The 1,319-nt window shown below is 69.0% G+C and carries 1 protein-coding gene and 1 pseudogene; both read left to right on the top strand.

Going from position 1 to position 1,319, the window contains the following annotated elements; all coding sequences use genetic code 11:
* Nucleotides 1-198 (top strand): hypothetical protein (locus ACFPZL_RS13285; RefSeq protein ID WP_382335842.1); only part of this gene is annotated, 198 nt, incomplete at its 5' end.
* 134 nt (nt 199-332) lie between these two features.
* Nucleotides 333-1,319: pseudogene (locus ACFPZL_RS13280) on the top strand (SPFH domain-containing protein); the annotation flags it as partial.

The raw sequence follows: 1,319 nt of genomic DNA, 5'->3' as shown, positions 1-1,319 counted from the left end.
GCTCGGCCCGCGCGCGCACCCTCCCCGCAGCAGGCTCACGAGGTCGCTGAGGCGGAGCTGCGCGCGCATATCGCCCTGCGCAAGCGGACGCAGCAGCGGGTGCGCGAGCTCGAGAAGCAGGAGGCGGTGCTGCGGCGCGCCCGCGACCGCGCCAAGGAGCTCGCGAAAGCCCATGCGAGGCTCGCGGAGACCCCGTAGCGCGTGCCGCATCCGACGCGCGACCGCGTCGCAGCCCTCGGCGTGTTCGCTCTTCCCGGCCGTGCTGCAATCGGGATAGGCTGGCACTGTTCATGGCGGATGCCCCGAGCGGGCGCACCAGTGAGGATGGCGACGTGGGACTCATTCAGGCGGCGATCGGCGCGCTCGGCGGCACTCTGGCCGATCAGTGGAAGGACTTCTACACGATTCCCGACGGCCTCGCGCCGACGGCCGCCCTGTTCGCGGCGGTGCCCCGCGGCGAGAACGCGGGTCGGGGCTCGAACACCAAGGCCTCCGACGGTGTGATCACCAACGGCAGCAGGATCCTGGTCCCCGAGGGCTACGGGCTCGTGCTGATGCAGGACGGTGCGATCACCGGCTTCGCCGCAGAGGCCGGCGCCTACGAGTGGAACAGCGAGGCGCAGGACTCGCAGTCGATCTTCGCCGGCAACGGCATCGTGAGCCCGCTCATCACGACCTCGTGGGAGCGCTTCAAGTTCGGCGGTCGCCCGGGCACACAGCAGCGCGCCTACTTCGTCACGCTCAAGGAATTGCCGAACAACCGCTTCGGCACGCAGTCCGAGATCTATTGGGACGACGCGTACATGAACGCCCAGGTCGGCGCGGTCACCCGCGGCACCTACACGCTGAAGGTCACCGACCCGATCCTCTTCATCAAGAACTTCGTGCCCGCGAAGTACCTCGAGCCCGGCCAGGTCTTCGACTTCACCGACCTCGAGAACGATGCCGCCTCGCAGCTCTTCAACGAGGTCGTCGGCTCTCTGGCCCCGGCCTTCTCGCTCTACACGAACGACCCGTCGAAGGGCAACCGGATCACCAAGATCCAGCAGGACTCCGTCGGGTTCGCTCAGAGCCTCTCGGCCGCCGTGGAGCAGAACTACCAGTGGTCCACTGTGAGGGGCCTGCTGATCGCGTCGACCGCGATCGTCTCGATCGAGTACGACGAGACGACCCGCGAACTGCTGCGCAACGTGCAGCGCGCCGACGCGCTCGCGGGCGCACGCGGCAACTCGAACCTGCAGGCATCGGTCGCTGCGGGCTTCGAGGCGGCGGGCGATCAGGGCGCCGGCGGCCTGTTCGGGATGGGCATGGCCGCGGGC

This window comes from Leucobacter soli (assembly GCF_042659205.1).
Classification (GTDB): Bacteria; Actinomycetota; Actinomycetes; order Actinomycetales; family Microbacteriaceae; genus Leucobacter; species Leucobacter soli.
Note: the sequence above shows the minus strand (reverse complement) of the source record. Positions and strands in the feature narration are given on the sequence as shown.